At 57.5% G+C, this 22,274-nt stretch carries 13 protein-coding genes, 2 rRNA genes and 1 pseudogene; 7 read left to right on the top strand and 9 right to left on the bottom strand.

What is annotated here, in order from left to right; translation table 11 throughout:
• Positions 1-272: 272 nt before the first annotated feature.
• Both AC1ATL_RS10360 and AC1ATL_RS10365 read right to left on the bottom strand, forming a co-directional pair.
• Entirely contained in the window at positions 273-1,478 is a 1,206-nt protein-coding gene (locus tag AC1ATL_RS10360) for a pyridoxal phosphate-dependent aminotransferase (protein ID WP_476570170.1), read from the bottom strand.
• Positions 1,479-1,592: 114 nt separating this feature from the next.
• Positions 1,593-2,099 (bottom strand): annotated as a pseudogene (locus AC1ATL_RS10365) (very short patch repair endonuclease); the annotation flags it as partial.
• A 201-nt stretch (positions 2,100-2,300) separates the two neighbouring features.
• On the opposite strand from AC1ATL_RS10365, the gene AC1ATL_RS10370 reads away from it, so the two are divergent.
• A complete protein-coding gene (locus tag AC1ATL_RS10370; protein ID WP_476570158.1) occupies positions 2,301-3,305 on the top strand; it encodes a Gfo/Idh/MocA family protein in 1,005 nt (334 codons plus the stop codon).
• A gap of 89 nt (positions 3,306-3,394) precedes the next feature.
• On the opposite strand, the gene AC1ATL_RS10375 is transcribed toward AC1ATL_RS10370, so the two are convergent.
• Together AC1ATL_RS10375 and AC1ATL_RS10380 are read right to left on the bottom strand one after the other, a co-directional pair.
• Positions 3,395-6,916: an AAA family ATPase gene (locus tag AC1ATL_RS10375; RefSeq protein WP_476570159.1), complete on the bottom strand. Its 3,522-nt coding sequence runs from the start codon at positions 6,914-6,916 to the stop codon at positions 3,395-3,397.
• Positions 6,913-8,211, bottom strand: a complete 1,299-nt coding sequence (locus AC1ATL_RS10380; RefSeq protein WP_476570160.1) for a metallophosphoesterase family protein — start codon at positions 8,209-8,211, stop codon at positions 6,913-6,915. The genes AC1ATL_RS10375 and AC1ATL_RS10380 overlap by 4 nt, the downstream gene beginning before the upstream one ends.
• Before the next feature lie 86 nt (positions 8,212-8,297).
• Here AC1ATL_RS10380 and AC1ATL_RS10385 point away from each other — a divergent pair, with 86 nt between their 5' ends.
• Entirely contained in the window at positions 8,298-10,379 is a 2,082-nt protein-coding gene (locus AC1ATL_RS10385) for a UvrD-helicase domain-containing protein (RefSeq protein ID WP_476570161.1), read from the top strand.
• A 476-nt stretch (positions 10,380-10,855) separates the two neighbouring features.
• On the opposite strand, the gene AC1ATL_RS10390 is transcribed toward AC1ATL_RS10385, so the two are convergent.
• Positions 10,856-11,056, bottom strand: coding sequence for a hypothetical protein (locus tag AC1ATL_RS10390; RefSeq protein WP_476570162.1), 201 nt, complete (start codon positions 11,054-11,056; stop codon positions 10,856-10,858).
• A gap of 222 nt (positions 11,057-11,278) precedes the next feature.
• Here AC1ATL_RS10390 and AC1ATL_RS10395 point away from each other — a divergent pair, with 222 nt between their 5' ends.
• The 4 genes from AC1ATL_RS10395 (at position 11,279) to AC1ATL_RS10410 (ending at position 16,873) form a co-directional block, all read left to right on the top strand.
• Complete coding sequence (locus tag AC1ATL_RS10395; RefSeq protein WP_476570163.1) at positions 11,279-11,737, top strand: (deoxy)nucleoside triphosphate pyrophosphohydrolase; 459 nt, start codon at positions 11,279-11,281, stop codon at positions 11,735-11,737.
• Complete coding sequence (locus tag AC1ATL_RS10400) at positions 11,734-14,901, top strand: DEAD/DEAH box helicase (protein ID WP_476570164.1); 3,168 nt, start codon at positions 11,734-11,736, stop codon at positions 14,899-14,901. Before AC1ATL_RS10395 ends, AC1ATL_RS10400 begins: the two co-directional genes overlap by 4 nt.
• A gap of 85 nt (positions 14,902-14,986) precedes the next feature.
• The gene (locus AC1ATL_RS10405; protein WP_476570165.1) at positions 14,987-15,487 is read left to right on the top strand and encodes a DUF262 domain-containing protein; all 501 of its coding nucleotides are present in this window, start codon (positions 14,987-14,989) and stop codon (positions 15,485-15,487) included.
• A gap of 309 nt (positions 15,488-15,796) precedes the next feature.
• Positions 15,797-16,873, top strand: coding sequence for an HNH endonuclease family protein (locus tag AC1ATL_RS10410; RefSeq protein WP_476570166.1), 1,077 nt, complete (start codon positions 15,797-15,799; stop codon positions 16,871-16,873).
• Between the two features lie 465 nt (positions 16,874-17,338).
• Here the strand turns inward: AC1ATL_RS10410 and AC1ATL_RS10415 are convergent, their stop codons facing one another.
• Positions 17,339-17,800, bottom strand: coding sequence for a PH domain-containing protein (locus AC1ATL_RS10415; protein WP_476570167.1), 462 nt, complete (start codon positions 17,798-17,800; stop codon positions 17,339-17,341).
• A gap of 233 nt (positions 17,801-18,033) precedes the next feature.
• On the bottom strand, positions 18,034-19,716 hold the full coding sequence (locus AC1ATL_RS10420; RefSeq protein WP_476570168.1) for a vWA domain-containing protein: 1,683 nt from the start codon (positions 19,714-19,716) through the stop codon (positions 18,034-18,036).
• A gap of 335 nt (positions 19,717-20,051) precedes the next feature.
• On the opposite strand from AC1ATL_RS10420, the gene AC1ATL_RS10425 reads away from it, so the two are divergent.
• Entirely contained in the window at positions 20,052-21,428 is a 1,377-nt protein-coding gene (locus AC1ATL_RS10425; protein ID WP_476570169.1) for a DUF6880 family protein, read from the top strand.
• A 325-nt stretch (positions 21,429-21,753) separates the two neighbouring features.
• Here AC1ATL_RS10425 and rrf read toward each other — a convergent pair.
• Together rrf and AC1ATL_RS10435 are read right to left on the bottom strand one after the other, a co-directional pair.
• Positions 21,754-21,870: ribosomal RNA gene (gene rrf, locus AC1ATL_RS10430) — 5S ribosomal RNA — on the bottom strand.
• A 184-nt stretch (positions 21,871-22,054) separates the two neighbouring features.
• A 23S ribosomal RNA gene (locus tag AC1ATL_RS10435) occupies positions 22,055-22,274 on the bottom strand; the annotation flags it as partial.

Below are 22,274 nucleotides of genomic sequence, written 5' to 3' on the forward strand. Positions count from 1 at the left end.
GGAACCCGTCGTCGTAGTGTTTCCTTCGATCCTCGCGCATACGAAAGAACCGCACCTCCGATCATTGAATCTGAATTTCTTCAGTCCAACAATCGGGGTGCGGTTCAGTAGGACTGCCCTCATCATCGATCAAACGAATCCAAGAATTCGCAAGGAAGGGGTGTCGTGCACCCCTTCCCACTGAGACGGCACCATAAGCGCGTGCTTCCCGGAACAGACGGGAATGACCACAATGTGACCATTCCGGCGGAATGCTCCGGGGGAAACGCAGGTCAGCCGCGCAGCTTGGCCACGAAATCGCCGATTCTCTTCAGGCCCTCGCGCAACGCTTCACGGGAGGCCGCGTACGACAGACGCACATGCGTGTCGGCGGTCGCCTCGCCGAAATCGCGGCCCGGGGTCAAAGCGACATGCGCCTCCTTCAACGCGCGTTCGCAGAACGTCCACGCGTCGAGACCGGTGCTGGAGATGTTGAAATACGCATAGAACGCGCCGTTCGGCTCGACTTCCAACGGCAGTCCGATCTCGGACAGGCCGTCCACCACGATGCGGCGGCGTTCCAGCAGCTCCTGACGGCGTTCCTCGCATACGGCGAGCGTTTCCGGCGTGAAGCAGGCGAGCGCCGCATGCTGGGTCGGTGTATGCGCGCACAGGAAGAAGTTGGTGGCGAGGTCGTCCATGGCCTCAAGCGCGTATTCGGGCACGACCATCCAGCCTAGCCTCCAGCCGGTCATGCCGAAGAACTTGGAGAAGCTGGAGCATACGATGGCGTCCGGATCGCAGGCGAGCACCGATTTCACTTCGGATCCGTCCGGTTCGCGGTCGGCCAGGTCGAGGTAGGTTTCGTCGACGATGCGCCACGCGCCGCGTTCACGGGCCAGGTCGCACACCGCTTTGAGCGTGTCGAAGGCGATGGTGGTGCCGGTCGGGTTGGACGGCGAGGTGATCATGACAGCCTTGGTGTGGTCCGACCAGTATTCCTTGCACAGTTCCGGCGTCAGATGGAAGCGGGTCGCCGCGGATGTCGGCACGTCCACGACCTTGCCGCCGAACGCACGCACCAGCTCTCGGTTGCAGGGGTATGACGGGTCGGCGATGAGCACTTCGTCGCCTTCGTTGACCGTCAGCGCGGCGGACAGCAGCAGTGCCGTGGAACCGCCCGCGGTGATGGCGATGCGCTTCGGGTCGACGTCCACGTGGTGGCGGTCGCGGTAGAAGTCGGAGATCGCCTGGCGCAGTTCGGGCAGGCCCATCGCGGCGGTGTACGGCAGCGGACGTCCGTCGTACTGTTCGCGCATGGCGTCGCGTACGGCCGGCGGGGCGCCGAAGTCCGGCTCGCCCAGGCTCAGTTTGACGACGTCGGTGCCGTTGGCGATCATCTCATCGGCCATGGCTCCAAAGACCATGGCGCGGAACGGATTGGCGATCTGCGCGCGATGCGACATCTGCGGCCGCGCGCTGTTTTCAGTGTTTCCCATGCTTCCGTTTCTACCACGTTCCGCGTCACGCCGTTCGATGTCGCTCACCAGCCGATTCGGATCGGCTTCGATCAGTGGAATTCCGGCATGAGTCTCGGCCTGTCTTGCATTCCATTCGTCCACGATTTCGTGGTAGAGGCGTTCCAATCGTTCGTCGCGCGTCTTTTTGCCGAGTTCGCATTCCCAGACCACGATGACGTTCCATCCGTTTGCTTCGAGTTCGGCGTGCTGCCGCATGTCGCGTTCACGGTTGCGCAGCAGTTTGGCGGTCCAGAATTCCACGTTCGATTTCGGTATGCGCGCGGATTTCGGGCATCCTTCGTGCATGTGCCAGAAGCAGCCGTTGACGAACACCATCGTATGGTATTTCGGCAGCACCACGTCCGGATGGCCGGGGTACCGTTTGTCGTTTTTGCGGAATCGCAAACCCTTGGCGAACAGGAAACTGCGCACCATACGTTCTATGGACGTGTCCTTGCCGCGGATGTGGGACATGGTGTAGCTGCGCGTGCCACGCTCGTATTTCTCCGGTTTCTTCTCCGGCCCGCCCGTTTTCGCGGTTCTCCGGGATTCTCCGGTTCCGGCTTTTTGCCCGGTCCGTTTGCGATGTCCTGCCGTCACGGCATTCCATTATGGGCAGAAGGGCCGATCAACGCGCGCACGCGGAATCTGTCGACCGGCGATCCTCGACGACGCACGCCTCCCGCGCTCCCATTCCGGCGCGTGTCAGCGCCTGGATGGCGTACGCTGGTCGTAGCAATGTGGCTTTCCGACGATCGACGGACGAAGCGAACAAAAAAACGAAGCATGCAAGGAGCATTCATGGCGCAGATCAATGTGGCGATTCTCGGCGCGGGCCGTATCGCAAGGCACATGGCGGATACGTTAACGAAAATGGCCCGGGACGACCGTTACCGCGATCTGGTGGCCCCGTACGCGGTCGCTTCGCGCGATGGCGGACGTGCGGCGGATTTCGCCGCGGAATACGGTTTTCCGGTGTCGTACGGATCATACGATGATCTATTGGCCGACCCGAACGTGAATCTGGTGTACATCGCCACTCCCCATAATCTTCATGCCGGGCAGGCGATCGCATGCATGCGCGCCGGCAAGGGCGTTCTGGTGGAGAAGGCGTTCGGCGCGAACACGGACCAGGCACGCGACATGCTGGACGTTTCGGACGAGACCGGCATGCTGTGCACGGAGGCGATCTGGACGCGTTATATGCCGTCGCGCACGATGATCGACGACATCATCGCTTCCGGCGTGATCGGCGAGATACAGGCGATCGACGCTAACCTGTGCTATCCGACCACCGCCAAAGCCCGTATCACCGATCCGGCGTTGGCGGGCGGCGCGCTGCTCGACGTCGGCGTGTATCCGATCAATTTCATCGATATGATCATGCACAACGCGCCCATCGAACGCATCGAATCGTCCATGCGTCCTTACAAGACCGGTGTCGACGCGCATGATTCGATGACGTTCCACTACCGCAACGGCGTGGTGGCCACCGCGCAAAGCTCGATTCTGTGCCATAGCGACCGCATGGGCGCGGTGTGGGGCACGGAAGGGTACCTCACTTGCCGGAACATCAACAATGTCGAGGCGATTGACGTGTTCGACGGCACGCACGCCGTCACCGCGCATTACGATGTTCCCGCACAGCTTACCGGCTACGAATACGAGGTGGCGTCGGCCGCCCGGGCCGTATTGGACGGGCGTACGGAATGCGATGAGATGCCGCATTCCGACACGTTGCGCATCATGGAGCTCATGGATTCGCTGCGCGCGGATTGGGGGCTCACGTACCCGTTCGAGGCGTGACCGACCGCGCATCGGCCATTTGAACCCGCATGTCGGCCGTTCGAATCGTAGTGTCCGTCCCAATCGCGGCCGTCGGACCGCGGCGGGCACTACGCCGTGACCGTCAAACGGCTTTCGCCGTTCCCGTCCACACGTGAGACGGAGATCCTCGCGTGCACGCGGTCCTTCAGCTGTCCCACGTGCGAGATGATGCCGATGTCACGCGTACGGGCGATACCGTCAAGCACGTCCATCACATCATCCAGGTATTCGTCCGAAAGCGAGCCGAAGCCTTCGTCGATGAACAGCGTTTCCATCGAGATTCCGCCGTTTTCCGCCTGTATCACGTCCGCGAGCGCGAGGGCCAGCGCCAGTGAGACGAAGAAGGTCTCACCGCCGGAAAGGGTGCTTGGTTCGGTGGAACGTTCGGTGCGACGGTCGAACACTTCGATCGGCAGTCCGGTTTTGCCGCCGGCACGTCCCTCATGCGTGCCGAGACGCAGCTCGTAGACGCCGCCGTGGATGTCCTTGAGCAGTTCGTTGGCCCGGTCGAGCACGTCGCGGAATCGTTCGGTCACCGCGAAGGTGACCAGCGAGACTTTTTGCACCGAAGGTGAGTCCTTGCCTGCCGTGGCGAGCAGGGCCATGGTGCGCACAGGCGCGAATTCGGTCATGCCGGAACGCCAGTTTTCCGCGGCTTTGGTGAGCTGTTCCGCGATCCCAGCACGGTCCTCATCCAGGTTGCGGGCGGTCTGTTGCGCGCTGATGGCCTCGTCGCGTGCCCGTGACGCGTCGTCCCGCGCTTCGGCGAGCGCTGTGAAGTCGAGTGATTGCAAGAGTCGCGCCGCCTGCCGCTCTTCCTGCGATTCCCGTGTTTCTTGCGATTCCCGGGATTCCTGCGATTCCCGGGATTCCTGCGATTGCACGCTTTGCGCGCTTCGCACGTCTTCCGCGATTGTGAAGTTCTGCAATTCATGCGGCATTTCGTCGAACAGCTTCCGGCAGACGTCCAGCCGCTCCTCCAATTGCTCGCACGCCCGTTTCATGTCGGCGTCGGCTGCGGCGCATGCCTTGTCGAACGTGTCTATCCGCGATTCCAATCGTTCGATGCCGTTCTCGTCCAGCATGGCGGCGGCCGCCGTCTCATAGTCCGGAAAATCGCTGTTTTCCAATAACCGGGCAACGGCCTGCTCCGCGGTTTCATGCTGTTCGGTCAAAGTGTCGTGTTCGGCCCGCAATGAGACGGTTTTCCGTTCCAATTCGTCGCGTTCCGAGATGCGTTCGGCCAAAGCCTCGGCCTCCCGCGCCTTGTTTTTCGCCTCCGTCTGCCTGCGCATGGCTTTCTTGCGTTCGGCCTCCACGCTGTCCTGCGTGATGCCCTCCGCGGTCTTGGCCGCGGTCGCGGCTTGTTCGGCGGCGGCCTGCGCGGCGGTCCGGGCCTGCGCCAGCGCGTTTTGCACATCCGTCAGCGTTTTCGCGGCGGTGTCGATCCGTATCCGTTGCGTTTTGAGCTCGGTCTGCCGTCGTTCCAACGCTTCGAGTCCGTCCAACGCGGCCCGCGCGTCCACGACTTCCTGTTCGGCGGCAGCCACATCCAGTCCGTGCGATTGCTCGCGTTCACCATCGAGTCTTACCCGTAGCTTTTCCAACGCCGTTTTGGCGTTCGACTCCTGATCGATGCATGCGGACGCCCGTTTTTTCAACGTTTCGACGGCTTTCTCGCTGAGCGCGTCAGCTGGACGAGCCGCCGGATGGGGGTGCGTGGTCGAGCCGCACACCGGACACTCCTGTCCTTCGGCCAGGCCTTCCGCATATCGTGCCGCGCCCGCCAATCGCAAGGATTCCTCAGCGTGCCGAACGTCCTTCTCCGATTCCGATCGCGCCTGCTGTGCCTCCGCATACGCGGATTCCGCGTCCGAAACCTGGACTGTCAGCTTTTGGACCGTCCGCGCATGTTGAAGCACCGTTTTCGCCTGTGCCAGAGTCTCTTCCCGTTGTCCGCGCTCTCCCAGTTTTCCGGCGATTTCCTCAAGTTGCGACGCGACGTCCTTCATGTCCGGCAAGGCTTCACAGGCCTGCCGTGCCTCGGTCTGCGCAGCTTCGCAGGCTTCGACCTCCTGGGACGCGCGCTCCGCCAATTCAGCTGTCTTCTCGGCCTTTCGGAGGTTTTCGGCATGTGTTTCGGCGATTTCCAGCGCCTTGTTCGCCGCCTCCTCGCCAGCGGCCGAGGCAATGGCATCCTGATGCCGTTGTTGCAGCGTTTCCTTCGACTCGAAATCGGCCAACGTTTTCGTGACGGCCATGATGCGCGCGTCACAGTCGTCCAGTTTCGTTCGCAGGGCTTCGCATTCGGCCTGTTTCGCCGCGATCGGAGCAGCCTGCCGGGCTTGGACGATCCGCTGTTTTTCCGCCTCGATGTCCGGTTTGCGGGCTGCCAGCTCATCGGCGTGTTCGCGCACGTCCCGCGTCCGCTCGTACGATTCGCGCAATCCGCATGCGGCTTCGTTGCGCCGTTTCGCTTCGGCCAGCCTTTCATCCGTTTCGCCGACTTGCGATTCCGCCTGTTCCAGCAACCGGCGTGCGTCCGATTCCACGTCCCGCATCGTGCTTTCCAGCTGTTTTACGATGTCGGTTTCGCTGCGGGCCGGTTCGTCGATGGCATCGGATTCGTCCAAGCCCCAACGCCACCCGTCAGTCGGCTCATCCTGCGTTTCCCGAATATCCGAATCGGCGGAAGCACTAGAATCATCGGAATCGGCGGAAGCCTCAAAATCGTCGGAACCGGACATCTGCGGCCCGACGACAGCCTCCAGCCGCTGCTCGATTCGTTGCGCGTTCTCGCGGGCCGCGCGGATCCGTTCGGTCAATACGGTCCGCTGCCCGTCCACCGCATCGCCGAACCGTTTGCGCATCGCATCCAATTCGTCCTGGATGGCCTCATATTCCTCCGCGCCAAACAATTCCTTCACCAGATTAGTGCGGTCCTCCGGGCCCATCCGCAGGAATTGCGAGAACTGGCCTTGCGCCAGCATGATGGTCTTCGAAAACTGGCCACGGTTCAGTCCCAACAGCCGCTCCACCTCCACGGCCACGTCACCCGCACGCGAGGTGATCGCGATCGTGCGGCCCGGTTCGTCGAGAAAATCGAAATACCGGTCGACGGCAGCGGAACCAGCGGAGGCCGAATCGTCCGAATCGTCGGCGACGACGTCTTTCACAAGCGCCGCGAACGCCGTCTCGCAATCATCCGCGACCCGCATCATCTTGCCGGTCGCGTTCTGCTTCGTCGTACCGTCGCCACGCTGTTTCGGCCGCTCGTATTCGGGCGTGCGGCGTACCGCGTAATAATGTCCTCTTTCCTCGAAAATCAGATGCACGTAGGTTTCGTCGGCCGAACCGTCGAGGAAGCGCGAGCGAAGCCTGTTGCGGTCTCCCGCACCGTTCTTGCCTTCCGTATTGCCGGAGATCGACCCATACAGCGCGAAGGTGACGCAGTCGAGCAGCGTGGTCTTGCCGGCTCCCGTCTCACCGTCGATGAGGAACATGTGCGATCGGGTGAGCGCCGCGAAGTCGATGGCGTACTCCCCTTTGTATGGGCCGATGCCACGGAATTTCATTGCGATGAGTTTCATTGCGCGACCTCCTTGCCCGCGTTCCTGCGAACCGTTTCCACGGCCTTGCGCAGCACGTCGTTCTCCGCCGGAGAAGGCGTGCGGCCAATCGAATATTCCACAAAATCGCGCAGCACGTCCATTTCGTCCGTCGTCCGCTTCAAATCGGCCATTTTCCGGCTTTCTTGCGATTGTTTCCGCTGCGAGTAGTCGAAGTTCTTCTCCAAAGCATGTGCATAGGCGCGGTCGATTTTCCGGTATGCGCCGTGCGGAAGCTCCGGCACCTGCGCCGTGACCGACACCCACATGTCCCCGTATCGTTCAGCGAGCGGACCGAGGATCTCATCCATGGTCCCCACGATTCGCACGAATGGCGGTTCGCCGGATTCGACGGGTATGATGCGCGGCTCGGCGAGTTTGCCGTCCGTGAAATCAAGCAGCACCACGCTTTTGCCGTTGCCTTCCACAGGTGGCGTCTGTGATTCGGAGAACGAGTATGCGAGCAGAGATCCGCTGTAGCGCGCCTGTGGGGTGCGGTCCAAATGGAATTGCGATTCGTCCTGCGAGCGTTGCGGGATGGTGATTTTCTGCGGCCTGTGCAGGTGGCCGAGCGCCAGATAGTCGAATCCGGAGTTGGAGAAGAGCTCCGCGGGCACACTGTCGACGCCTCCGACGGTGATGTTGCGTTCCGAATCGGAGGATGTGGCACCGGATACGAAGGCGTGGGCCATGAGTATGGCGTTCAGTTGAGGATCCGCGGCACGGCGTGCGGCGAGGTCGGCGGTGACGAGCCGCAGCGCCGCACGCATGACCCCCTCATGCGATCGTGCGATTTTGGGGTCGTCCTGGCGGTCCTTTCGTGAATCCAGCAGCCCCTGCAGCGTGGGACGCGCCAGGTCGGGGTCAAGATACGGCAATGTGTAGATCGCGAGCCGTCCGCTTTCTTCGGAGCCAACCAGGACGGGAGTGGCGATATCCTCAATATCGCAACGCATATGCACGTTCGGCCGCATCAGCGCGGAGCCGAAGCCGAGTCGCGCCGCGGAATCATGGTTGCCGGGCGTGAACACGATCTGGAGCGGATGCCCGTTGCTCTCCATCAATCCAAGCCGTTGGAATATTTCGTTGAACAGGCGCACCGCCTCGGCGGACGGCCGCGGAGCATCGTACACGTCGCCGGACACGCACAGCACGTCCACCCGTTCATGTTCGATCAACGAAACCAACCATTCCAACGCATTGCGCTGGTAATCCAGCAAATCGATGCCTTTGAACCGTCTGCCGATATGCCAATCGGAAGTATGCAGCACGCGCATGCGTCTCCCTTTCCCTATCGCATTCGAATCTCCGCACATTATAATTTCCCTTTGCGCGACTTGAAAAAGATGTGAGAGGGAATGGCATGGGACTGCTGAGAACGCTGAAATACATACTGGGCACGGACGACGATACGTCGCAAAGCCAGCAGTCACGTCCTTCCTCGCAATCCGCGCGGTCCGCACAAGCCCCGCAATCCGCGCAGTCCGTACCGGTCCCGCAATCCGCGCAACACACGCAACGGACGCAACGCGCAACGCAACCGCATGCCCCCACAGCGCAACAGCCTCATGCCCACGCAACGCAGCCTCGCACCCACGCAACGGCAACGGCCAGCAGGCAGCCCCGATCGCACGACGCCAACGTCCAACGCGGACAGTCACAGAAATCACAGCGAAAGCCGGCGAAGCTCCGTCCACAGCCACTGCTCCCGGCCGAACGAATCGATAAGGCGCGCGCGGTCATCGGCAAAATCGAAAAGCATGATCTGAGCGACGAGCAGATCAGCGCGATCGCCGGCGCGGGCCACAACACCCTCGTGCTCGCGGGCGCGGGAACCGGCAAAACCACCACCATCGTCGGCTACATCGCATGGCTGCTCGCCACGAATCGTGCCACGCCCGAGGAGATCCTCGTGCTGTCGTTCACCCGGAAATCCGCGGATGACATGTCGCAGCGCATCACGGCAAGCACCGGCAAAACGATCCGCGCATGCACGTTCCACAGCCTTGGTCTGGAAATCTGCCGCGCGTCCACCATCGCAGAACGTCCCATCATCGATGGGCATGCGTCGAACGGCGTGGTGCGAGCCACCTTCGAACGGCTGCTCGAACAAGACATCCCCTACCGTCTGCTGGCGTTCAAGCTCATGTCGAAGGAGCTGTTCGGCAAGTATGGAACCGCCGCGAAGCGTGAGGATTTCCAACTGCCGACGGATGATTACAACTTCAACCAGTACAAGCAGAGTCTCATCGAAAACGCACAGACCATCATCCAGCACATGCGGCAGAACAATATCGGCGTCGACGGCATGCGCGAGCTCAACGAGCGGCGCGGCGGCAAGCATGTCGGCCGCAACCGTGAGATGCTGCAACTTATCGAACCGCTTTACACCGCGTATCTCGACAATTTCCGCACGACGCAGGGCATCGATTTTCCCGGCATGATCATCGACGCCATCCGTTGCGTGCGGCGCAACGACTACCGGCACCCGTACAAATACGTGCTCATCGACGAATACCAGGACATGTCGAGGCCGCGCTACGAGCTGATCCGCGCATTGCGCGAACAGAGCGATTTCACGCTGTTCTGCGTGGGTGACGACTGGCAGTCGATCTACCGTTTCGCCGGAAGCGACATCCACCTCATCCTTGATTTCGCCGAAATCTGGCGCGATTGGGGCCCGACGCGCATGTTCCAGATCACCACCACGCGTCGATTCCGGCAGAGCCTCATCGAAGCGAGCGGAAAGTTCGTCATGCAGGACAAAAACCTGTACGTCAAACATCTGCACAACCCATCGGACAAGAAGGACTATTCGCTGAAAGCGCTTGGCGGAACCACGCAGGAGGAGCGCTTCGACGCGATCGTGGAGCAGCTGCGCAAACTGCCGAAAACCGCGTCGGTGCTGATGTTGGGACGTTATAGAAGCGACCTGAATCTGCTGTCGCGCAACGACCGTGACGAACTGTTCCGAATCGACGAGCATACCGGAAATATCGTTTTCCTTGAGAAGCCGGACATGAGCATTGAATTCATGACCACGCACAAATCCAAAGGCCTGCAACGCGATTTCGTGTTCCTGCTATGCTGTTCCGGCGGATTAAAGGGGTTCCCGAGCGCCATTCCCGAAGAACCGCTGCTCGGCCTGCTGCTGCCGGAAGTGGAACGCATGCCGCACGCGGAGGAACGTCGCCTGTTCTACGTGGCGATGACGCGTTGCAGGAAGAAGCTGTTTTTCGTGGTCGATCAGACGCGACCGTCGCGGTTCATGTATGAATTGCATGACAGGATCTGCCCGAACATCTTCCGTGGTGTGAAGCTGCCTCCGCAATGCCCGAATTGCGGGGAGGCGTTGCGATTGCGTCACGCCGGCTCGGATCCGTCACGCAAGTTCTACGGTTGCACCGGATACCCAAATTGCTGGTTCACCCGGGAATGCAAGTGATTCTGCAGGTTTGCGGGGTTCGTGGAGAACACCCTCCATACCACTCCCAGAATCCCACTCGCAAATCCCCTCGCAACACGGTCACGCCATCCCGCAGCCCTCATTCAAGACACAGCATCCCCACCTACCGTATCTTCGCAACATTCGCAACATATTTGTAAGCATTTGCCGACTTCCGTCGAATGCTTATCGACATTCGCTGAATGCTCGCCGCATATCCGTCTCGTATTTGCCGCGCATTTGTCGCACAATTCCATTTTTCGGCCCTTTTTTAGAATCGTGCGACAGACATCCGGCGCCAAATACCCCCTAATGCCGTTTTCCAGCCCAAAATCACGCGAAAAACGCACTTAGGGGGCACTTGCGAAGTCCGCTTTGTGTCATGATTCAAAATTTCGTCCCAAAATCGGAATCGTGACACATCCACAACACCCCCTGTCGCACATTTTGCCGCATACTGACTGCGCATTTCAGTTTTATTCCGGCTCGGAGAACAGCACAGTCACCGATCGGGGCGTATGACTCGCCATGAACCGTGAAATCTCACCAAAACTGGAGAAACCGTCCACTGTACGTTCTTCGGTACCATCGCCTTTGACCAGTTGACAGTAATCAACATGCCATTCCAAAAGCGTTCCTTCGCCCATGTTGAATATCATCAACGCGTCCATCAGCATTTTTGTTCCTTTCAATCGGATCGTCTTGTCCACACGGACGGCTTTGAGCAACGATTATGATCGGCATGCAATGGCGGAGACGGCACTTTCTACCACGATCCACAGCAGATCCACGATCCGGTTTTCCTTGATGAATGACTTTCGGGCCTGGCGCATTTTCCCCCGTTGTATCCTGGACCTGGCCGCAACAGCCATATAACCAACCCACGCAGGGAGCACACCATGGCAACCGATGAATCGCAACAGGCACCACGTAAAACCATCAATGTCGTCGGCGCGGCCATCGTCAAAAACGGTAAGGTGCTGTGCGCGCAACGCGGCGAAGGCCGTTCTCTCGCAGGATTCTGGGAGTTTCCCGGCGGCAAGATCGAACCGCATGAGACCGCCTGTCAGGCTTTGCACCGAGAAATCGAAGAGGAGCTGCTGTGCGAGGTCGAGGTCGCGGATGAGGTGTGCACATCCTCCTATGATTACGATTTCGGTACCGTCGTGCTCACTTCGTTCGTCTGCCATCTGTTGAGCGGCACTCCCCATCTGACTGAGCATCATGAGATTCGTTGGGTGGAACCATCGGCAATGTCTGATTTGGATTGGGCGCCCGCCGATCGTGAGGCGGTGCGGTTGATTTCCGGCATGGATTTCACCGGCGGAGCCGCACAATCCGCAAAGGAGCAGCGATGACCGCCACAGTCACGGACGATCAGCCAGAGTCCTCGCTGGTGGAGGCGTTGCTGTCCGGTTTCGTGAAGAAGAAAGACAACTCCGACGCACGTTATGAGCCCACTTTGATCGCCAATCATGATGGCCGAACCATGGAGCATGCCATCAAGGACGAGCTGCAGCGCAGCCAGGATTTCGACATGTCCGTCGCCTTCGTCAGCCAAAGCGCATTGCAGGTTCTCAAACAGTATTTCCTCGATTTCGCCGATAACAACGATCATCGAGCCGGTAGGATCATTACGTCGACGTTTAATTACTTCAACTCGCCCAAAGCGTTCAGGGAATTGCTGAAGCTCCAGCAGGAGACCGGTATCCAAGTACAGGTCTGGCAACCGGGGCAGGCCAATGACCCTGAAAGCACCACCGATTATCCCTACCATCCCAAGGGCTACGTCTTTCGGCATATAAAGGACGAGGAGCCGCTGTATTCCGCGTATGTCGGCAGTTCGAATCTCACCGTCAACGCGCTGAACGCCAACCGCGAGTGGAACCTCAAAGTGGCTACCGCCGACAGCAGTGGACTCGCCGAACAGCTCACCGAGGAAATCGAATCGCAGATCAGCGAATCGAAGCCGCTCACCGACGCCTGGCTAAAACTTTACGAAGAGGATTTCAAGAAATACGCGCCGACGCTTCAACCGAATCGCAAGCGAACCGAGGAAACGAAGCGATCGCAGGATATCCAGCCGAACGCCATGCAGGTGGAGGCGCTGATGAATCTTGCGCAGCTGCGCAAGCAGGGCGAAAGCCGTGCGATCATCATTTCCGCGACCGGCACAGGCAAGACGTACCTATCCGCATTCGACGTGCGACAGGTCAAGCCGCGTCGCATGCTGTACATCGCGCAACAGGAACAGATACTCAAAAAGGCCGAGGAATCGTTCCAAAAGGTGCTCGGCTGCCCAGCGGGCGAACTTGGCCTGCTTTCCGGCAACAGCAAGGAATCGGACCGCAAATACGTGTTCGCCACCGTGCAAACCATGTCGCGTCCGGAAACGCTCGCACGGTTCGCAAAAGACGAGTTCGACTATATTCTCGTCGATGAGGTGCATCACGCGGCCGCCGATTCATACAAGCGTATCATCGACCATTTCGAACCGGAGTTCATGCTCGGCATGACTGCGACGCCGGAACGCACCGATGGTGCGAACATCTTCGAACTGTTCGGCAATAATGTGGCCTACGAGATCCGTTTGCAGAAGGCGCTCGAAGAGAACATGCTCTGCCCGTTCCACTATTACGGCGTGCACGAGTACATTCAGGACGCGCCCGACGAGAATCTCGCCGACAAGGATGTCAAAGCCGATTCCATGACCGATCGGGAGCGAAACGAACTGAGCCATTGGCTTGAAGAACTTGCCGACCCGAATCGTGTGCGCTATATCATAGACAAAATCCAGATCTATAGCGAGGCCGGAACGCCTGTGCAGGGTCTGGTGTTCTGCAGCCGGCGCGAGGAGGCGAAACGGCTTTCTGACCTGTTCAACCAGCAGATGAATCAGCAGGCGGAACGTCCGTACCGTACGAAGGCCATTACCGGCGAGGATTCGCAGGCAGCCCGCGACGAGGCCACGGCACAATTGGAAAACGGCGAATTGGATTACATCTTCACCGTTGACCTGTTCAACGAGGGCGTGGATATTCCGCACGTCAACCAAATCGTGATGCTGCGTCAGACGAAATCCAGCATCGTCTTCACGCAGCAGCTTGGCCGCGGTCTGCGCAAAGCCAGCGGCAAAGACTGCGTGGTCGTCATCGATTTCATCGGCAATTATGCGAACAACTATCTGATCCCGATCGCACTGTACGGCAACACCGGCGACCGGGATGTGGCGCGAAGGAACCTGCAGCGCGAGACCATCGGCATCTCCTCCATCAGTTTCGACAAGATCGCCCGCGAGCGCGTGCTTGCCTCGCTTGGCACGGCCGACTTGTCGAATATGAAGTTGTTGAGCCAGCAGTATCAGCAGATGCGTTATGAATTGGGACGTGTGCCGATGCTTATGGATTTCGCCCGGCGCGACGCGTCATTGGTGTTCACCATGGCATCGAAGAATGACGATTATCTGTCGTTTGTACGTTCCCGAGAAAAGAGTCTGTCCCGTGGAAAGCATGCGACTGCTTCGTATATCGAACGGCTTGAACCGACGTCCAATGCGCAGAATGGCGTGTTGAAAATGCTGACGGCCACGCAGCTGCGCGGTTTGCGGCCGCATGAGTTGCTGGTTTTGGCAACGTTGTGCGATCTGGATTGGCGGACGGTCGATCCAAGGTGTTCCGAAGACGCTTTGGCTGTGTTCCGTACCACTGCTTCGCGGCATGCGATTTCGGTCCGTGATTTGCAGACATTGCTTTCCGCGTTGTTCCCGGATGCGGATCGGAGCGATTCGCAATGTCGTTCGGCGTTCTCCACGTTGGATTATTCCTACTTCATCGCCGCGAACAACAGGAGGTTCGGGCAGACGCCTCTGATACGGATTGGCGACGATGGATCATACCGGCTGACCGATGGGTTCAGATCGATGCTTGAACAGACCACGTTCCGCACGTTCTTTGCTGACACTGTCGAAGCTGGACTGTTCAACGCATTGGCATTGGAGGAATCAGCTCGTAAGCATCGTATCCGACAGAATCATGGATTCCTGTATGGGGAGAAGTACAGCGTTTTCGATGTGATGCGCCTGTGCGGATGGTCCGCGGAGCAGGTGCCGCAGAATGTCGGCGGGTACAAGCTGGATGCCGAAACCGCTTCACTACCGATCTTTATCAAATACGAAGCAAGCCAGTATGGCGATCGTTTCCTCAATCCGAGTGAGATCGAATGGTTCAGCAAGAACAACCGTTCGTTGAGATCGAATGAATTTCGATGGCTGTTGGATGGGACGGAGCACACGCCGGAATGGCGGAACCGTCATTTCGTGCCGATCTTCATCCGTCGCAAGGCCGAGGAGCAGGAGAAATCCTACTATTTCGTCGGCAATGCGATCGCATTGGATGATGTGCGCGAATCAGTGAATCATGGCGAGGATGGCAGCGAATCAAAAGTGGTCGTTTCCACACTCAAGCTCATCAAACCGGTCGATCCGGAACTCTACCGTCATCTCACCGGCAAATCCGCGCTGTAAGGGGGAACACACCTTAATTAGGTTTTCGGACGCTTCTGCGAGATCATATTGACTACAATGTCGTTCTCAAAGACCAGGAGAAAACATGCAAATCTCTTCTGAATCCAAAAATCTTGCGGAGCTGCTCCCCATCACGGGCAACATTGGATACGTAATTCCCGAATATCAAAGAAATTACTCTTGGAGAGAGGAACAAATAGAGCAGCTTTTCAACGACATCGCCACAGAAGATCCAGGATATTACGTAGGCAATCTTCTCATCACCAACCATGGAGATTCTACAGACCTTTGCGATGTCATCGACGGTCAACAAAGATTAACAACTTTGTCTCTGTTCCTACTAGCGATTTGGGAATGTCTTAATAATTGGTCTGCGTCACTCCCCGAAGGAGAATCACTGCCCAATAACGTTATAGAAGACATGGCTGGCCTGAAGCGGGACATCAAGCGTCAACTGCTTAACGAAAACACAAAACAGCCAAGAATCTGCCTGTTAGAGACCGACAGGGAAATATATAACGCCATGCTCGGAGTCATGACCGGAAAGCCCCAAGGCAAGTGGGGCAATCGCAGTCTACCTAAATGATATCATTTCATTTACAATCTTTTCAATGATAGGGATCACTTCGCAACTCCCCAAGCAATTGATAGCTATTACAAGAAACTTGTAAGCGCCACTACTCTAAAAATCAGCGTCCCTGATCTCAGTGAGGCATTCACTGTATTCTCATCCCTTAATTCAAAGGGCTTACCGCTGACGTTAGTCGATCTTCTTAAAGGAGAGTTCCTTGCAGCAGCGGGAAAGATCAATGAAGATCATGCGACAGCTGTAGAACGCTGGACAACTTTCTCCAGTATCTTCTCAGAAGATGAAAGCGGCGATCCCAATACGACATTGACCACTCAATTCCTCACTAACAATTTTGATGCTTTTGAATCCGATGGAAAACAATCGATAACGAAAAGCAAAGCTCTCAAAAAATATCAACAACTTATAACCGAGCACTACGGGCGTGGCGAAAACTATCTGCAAACACTTATCGATCGAGCCTCTGTCTTTGCCAGCATCGCACGCATCGGAGACAGCAGCTATCCGGATGAACAAATCGACAACAAATTGCAGAGTCTAAGCAAACTTGAATCTTCACAGGCTTACCCGCTTTTGCTGTTTCTCTTCTGCAACGCCGAAAAACTTCAAATCACCAATGATCTTTGTTCCATCCTTGACAATCTGGTCAAATTCTACGTCCGAAGGAACATCACACTTGTGCCTAAATCCTCTAACATCAGGGCTCGGATGCTCAATCTAATCCATATGATCAAAGACAAAAATCTTACTGGTCACGATGTCAGCGCATGCATACTTACCGAGCTCAAAGAAATGAGTGAACCCGACGATCGTTTTGCAAATGCAATCTGCAATGACGGAATTTACGACAAGAACGCCAAGACAACTCGCTTCATATTAATCGATCTTGAACGGAATCTCCCTGGCAACAATCTCATCAACAAAGGCAATCCCGATACTTTTGATGAATATATCAAGAAAAATCAACCCCGCTGGACTATCGAACATATCCTTCCGGAAGGACCGCTTCCAGACTACTGGAAAGATGCAATTTCACCGGATGACAGGGAACAGGCCGAATCCATCCAGAGAAAGTTTGTTCATCTTATCGGGAATCTAACGCTCTCACCATACAACGCCAATTTGAAGCAACTGCCATTCGTAGATAAGGAACACCCCTCCCGAGAAGAAGATAATTACACCAAGTCCAAACGAGATTTCAAGGAGCATGGAACATATGTCGGTCTCAGGGAATGCCTGCGCCTAAACGCTTCTATTCCAGCTCCATCGGAGAGGATAGAGGAAAAAACATCGTGGTCGATTGCCGATATAAAACGGCGAACCGAATGGTTCAAGGATCGCATTTTAGAACGCTATGCTTTCCCAAGCAATGACAAAGCCTAGTTCAACTGAGCGCGATATACGTCATAGTCATATCGCGCTCGTAGATCTGCAGGACAAACCAAAATAGCTTGTCCATATACGTAACGGAACATATATGCACAAGCTGTTTTGGAACGTAATTCGGTGAATCATGGCGAGGACGGCAGCGAATCAAAGGTGGTGATTTCCACACTCAAGCTCATCAAACCGGTCGATCCGGAACTCTACCGTCATCTCACCGGCAAATCCGCGTTGTAGCCCGCCGCCTTGCGTCTATCTCGCTTATTTGTGGCAGATTAGACCCATCCATCCAAGCTATCTCGCTTATTTGTGGCACGTCTTTCTCTTTACAACAAGGTTTGGGGGTATAAATCATACCCCCAAACAGCCTTTTCGACTTATCAACCTGCCACAAATAAGCCAAATAGCTTCCAACCGCCCTCATGCGTTGTCACAAGCGGAAGGATCTGCACCCACAAAGCCTGCTCAGCGCCCGTCGTCGTAAGCGCCCATATCAGGACCGTCAAAGTCGCCGTCAAAATCCGGATCATTAGGACCGGGACCAAAGCCGGAGCCCGACGGGCCGCCTAGGAACTCACGAGCGGACATGCCGTTCACCCTGCGGGAGGCATCCACCGCCTCCTGCAGCACCTTGCGCACTTCGAAGCCGTTCAGCACGTTCTTCAACGCCACCGTGCCGTTGCCGGACGACTGGTCGCGAGTATCCAACACCAGTGTGCTCAGGCCGAATATGCGCTGCAGCAACGTACGCTCAACGCTGATATCCACGATGCGGAACAGTTTGATCAGGTTGAAATTCTCGTTCAGCACGCCGGTTTTGATACTCAGCTCCTGATCGGTGAGCGTGTATACGGTGAATGTGAATGGAGTACGGCACCAATTGCGTTTACGCTGCTGCCATAGCATATTGCCGCTTGCGACCTTCATATGGTTTCCTTTTCGATTGGACTCGGTCTGCCCCGAGACGTCCGCCCTATTGCGGCACCGCGCACCATTTTACCGGCAGTCAACTGTCAGTGGCGCCCCACAGCATGCTTCCACTGGAAAACACATGTTTCACACAGCGTTTCACAATAGAGAAAGCATGCACGGAAATACAGGCAACAACTTGGAGAAACACAAAACGGTAGCATGCCACGCACTTGCTATCGCCCGCAAAATCAGTTGTATCCCTTCACTTCGCGGAAAACGCCGCTCAAATCGCTGTTACGCCCATCGAATACCTTGCCGTTCGACAGTTTGGCCAGATCGTCAAGCTGGCTCCGATCCGCGTCACCGACCATGACGGAATAGATCGGAATGCCTTTGCCTTCGGCCTTATACAGTCGCGTGAACTCATCGCGATTCGTGGTCTTCGATTTGCCGTCGGTCAGCAGGACAATCGACACCGTATAGTCGTCGCGGTCGTCGGGCAGGTTGTGCAAAGCGACGTTCAGCGCGTTGTAAACGTCGGCGTCGCCCGTGGCGATCTTCCGTTCGCCGGCGGCAAGCAGCGGCGCCGTCTGCTTGCCCTTCACGGTCTGTTCCACTTTGGCTTGTCCGTTGAACGGAATGAACACGTTGACATCGTCATCACCCGGCTCGATGTGGGAGGCTCTTGCCTGATCGGTGTCGAGAGCAGCCTGCAGGCCTTTCACCGCACCGCTTTTGCCCTTGCCGGACATGGAAGCGGAATAGTCCACCACCCACAAGGTATAGGATGGTTTGCGCAGAACGGTCTGGTACAGGTCGAGCGCCCGTTCGATGACGTCCGACGAAGGCATGGCGATGGTCTTCAGCACCGAAGCGTTCGTATCGATGCCCCATTCCCCACGGAACGAGTCCTTCACCTTCGCGGCTTTCCCATACGTCAACGCTCCGTTCGCACCGGTTCTGCGCCCCGCCTCCTCGAATAGTTTTTTGGCGGTTTTCGACGTCATCGCCTTGCTGAACCGCAAGAAAGCCCGTTCCTTGCCTTGTCCGCGGTCCACATAGCCGAGCGGCGAATCGGCGACCGCGATGCCGTCGGAAGGATAGATCGCCAGCAACGGCTCCTTGTTGTTCGCCGTCAGCTTCTTATCGGCCTGTATGACAAGCGATTCGTAGTTCACCATCGAATCGTGGGAATCCGGATCGTTGACCAGCATGTCCTTGAGCCAATCGGACGAGCCGGACGAATGGTCAACGCCCGAAAGCAGGGATTTCGCGGACGATTGCAGCGACACGTCGTCTAGATCGGCTTCGGCGAGCACCGCATCACCGCCGCGCAATGCCGTCAGGAAAGCCAGATACGCTGATGCGCCGGAATTCGACTGCGTGGCGGATGTCATGGCGAACGACAGTTTTTTGGCCTTCACCGCATCCATGATGTCCTTCGTCGGCACTGGCTTCGTGGTACCGTCCGCGTTCGTCCAGCCCAATGCCTCCGCTTTGCTTCGCTTCACACCGAACACCACCGGCGTGGTGGACGTGGAAATCTGGTCCTTGACGATGTGCCCCGTATCCCCCAAAGTGATCCACATGCTGCTGGCCGGCCATACCGCATCGTAGTCCCGGCCCGCATGATGGCCCTTGTTGCGCAGCGCGTCCATGACGTCGAGCGACCCCATATAGTCGACGGTCACCGACACGTTCGCCTGTTCGGCCGCCTGCCTGACGGCGTCGCCCACTTCCTTGTTCTCCGATCCGGAGGCTATGCGTATGGATTCCTTCGAGTCAGCAACGGAGTATGTCACGCTTTTGCCACTGTCCGAGTTGCCGGCCGTCGACGCGCCGGAGGAATCTTCCGATGAGCCGCACCCCGTGAACAAGCCTACAATCAAAGCGATGGCTCCCGCCGCCGCACCCAGTTTCCGTGCGTTCATCTTGTGTTGGCCCTCCGTTCATTTTTGCGCCAAAAACAGTTCAGCGCGTCCGGAAAACCTTCCGGACGCGCTGAAAAAGATGTTCTGTTATATGCAGACGATTATAATCCGTTCTTTCCTCACGGTATCCAAACCGTTTCACTTTTCTCCATTTGACGTTTCCTTTATTTCCTGATCTCGCGATCCTCCGTTCGGAAAAAGGTCCGTAAGAGGACGTAGCCGACGCCGCTTATACTTGGTGCGGCGGAATCGCAAATAATGCGACGGCTTTTCATGCGGACCGCCGATTGCGATATGACGTGTTCCGGGACGGAAAGGTAGGCAAAGGCAGGCATATGGGCAGCTTCAATCGCAGGCAGGATGCCGACGACCTCATCGACTACGTCAACAACGGGTGGCTGAGCTCCGCCGAATTCGACGGGCCGACCTTCCTGTGGAACCACATGATCCGAGAGGCGAGTCAGGAGGACGCCGAGCGCCGCAACGATGTGCCGGTCGCAAGCCTTTCCGACGCCGATATGGTCATCAACATGCCCATGCAGTGGTATTTCGACGCACTCGCCTCCATGGTGCCCACCGCCGAACGCACTGATGGCGGCGTGGAGATTCCACGCATCGATATGCCGACGTTCTCGATTGATTCGCAGGCGTTGTCCGGCGTGGACGCGGTGGTGGGCAATGCGGTGATCAGCACGCGATGGCTCGACGCGGTCGGCAATCTCACCAAGGCAGTGGAGATGACCGCGCGTTTCGTCGGCAACGTGGCCGACCGCGACAACGAGGGCTTCGACTATCTGAAGGATCTCATCCAGACTGTGCGCGTGTACATGGACGCCGTCGCCTGCAATGCCGACCCGATGACCGGAGAGCAGGCGTTGCGCATGGTCACGCAGGTGGCATGCAATGAGGATTTCCGGCTCAATGCCATGCAGATGGTGGAGCTGCTGTCCTGCGGGCTTTCCTTCGCGCAGTGGGATGACACGCGCATGTTCGCGTATGACGCATTGAATAAGGGCATTGCCGCGATGCGTGATTTCGCCGCGAAATCCGGCAATGGCAATGGTATGGATGAAGCAGCCATGCATGGCTCCGCCGACACGCAATCGCGGGGTATCCGCACGGATACGGACGTTGTGGATGGTGCGAAGGAAACGGATACGACGAATTCGTCCGCACACGACGGCGATGGTTCCGTCGCAGACGATTCGTCAGCGCTCTCCCCCGAGGAATTGAACGATCTTGCGATGCTCGACCCGTCTCTGCTTTCGCAACGGCAGCTTGCACAGACCGCGCAGAACCAGTTCGACCATGCCGTGCAGTTTCTGCGTCATGATCTGATGAGAATCAGTGGCGACAGCGATGAGGCGGACCGGTTCCTGCGCGACAACCATACTTCCGAGCCGCTTGCGGACGCGTACGCGGCGCGTCTGATCGCCGCCGAAAGATGGCAGGATCTGCTGAATTTCGTCGATTTGGTGGAACGCGATACGCCAAACCAGACCACGGTGATGTTTCCCGAGGAAGTGGTACCGTACGAATGGGAGACGATTCGGGAGGCCGCTTTGGAGGCGCTCGGCCGCGGCGACGAATTGGTTGCGATGTACCAGGAAAGACTGGACGACACGTACGATCCGAACACCGAACTCAATCATATGAAATTGCAGGCCTGGCTGCAGTCCGACGCCGGCGACGCCTCCGATGATACCTTCTGATTCAGCCGGTAAAATCCACGCATCTTCATTCCAAGCCAATACCGAATCGGGCTTTCCGGAGCGGTGCGTCCCGCGGGAGATGGACAAAAGGGTCTTGCGGAGCTCTCCATGAGGGGTCCGGTTGGAATTGGGAGGCCCGGAGGGACAAAGTCCCGGATGAGGGGAAGACCACACGGGACAGGAAAACCGGATGCCCCGGAAACATGCGCCCCACAACAACCCGGAAGACAAGGCTTAGGATACGACAATCCAGCGGACGGATCATGCGGGAATACAAAAAATCCCCCGGGAGCCATAACGGCTCGACCGGGGGACCCGACGTTGAAAGCGGCGGCGTGCTACTCTCCCACACCCTCTCGAGTGCAGTACCATCGCCGCGCCTGGCCTTAGCTACCGGGTTCGGAATGGGACCGGGCGTCTCACCAGGGCTATGACCACCGCAAAACTGCGACAATCGGAACGGAAACGAAACCGTTCCGGCAAATTATCGGTGGCGGTTTGGGAACCGGACAGTGGACGCAAGCATAATGCCTATCAGAATCGAATCGTGACCACCAAGCGTTCATTGTCGCCTGGGATCGAAGCACAGGAAAGACGCGGAACCAACCACCATGAGTGGTTGGAATGTTATGTCGCCATCGCCCGTTAGTACCGGTCGGCTCCATCCCTCACGGGACTTCCACCCCCGGCCTATCAAACACGTGTTCAACATGCGGGCTACAGGATCTCGAAGATCCAAGGAATCCTAATCTTGGAGCAGGCTTCCCGCTTAGATGCTTTCAGCGGTTATCCCTCCCGAACGTAGCCAACCGGCCGTGCCACTGGCGTGACAACCGGCATACCAGA

This window comes from Bifidobacterium sp. LH_743 (assembly GCF_056355775.1).